We start from the raw sequence: 214 nt of genomic DNA on the forward strand, positions 1-214 counted from the left end.
TTGGTGGAGCCAAGCGGGATCGAACCGCTGACCTCCTGCGTGCAAGGCAGGCGCTCTCCCAGCTGAGCTATGGCCCCTCACAAGTTCCATCAAAACTGAACAAATGGAATGATGAATTATTGAAGCTTACGCTTCATATTTGAATGTTTCCATCGCAGGAAACGATTCTCCATAGAAAGGAGGTGATCCAGCCGCACCTTCCGATACGGCTACC

The 214-nt window shown here is 50.9% G+C and carries 1 tRNA gene; it reads right to left on the reverse strand.

Going from position 1 to position 214, the window contains the following annotated elements:
* Window position 1 precedes the first annotated feature (1 nt).
* Window positions 2–77, reverse strand: a tRNA-Ala gene (locus tag HFD99_RS25445).
* Between the last annotated feature and the right edge of the window lie 137 nt (window positions 78–214).

It is taken from the genome of Paenibacillus sp. EKM301P (genome assembly GCF_011800295.1).
Classification (GTDB): domain Bacteria; phylum Bacillota; class Bacilli; order Paenibacillales; family Paenibacillaceae; genus Paenibacillus; species Paenibacillus polymyxa.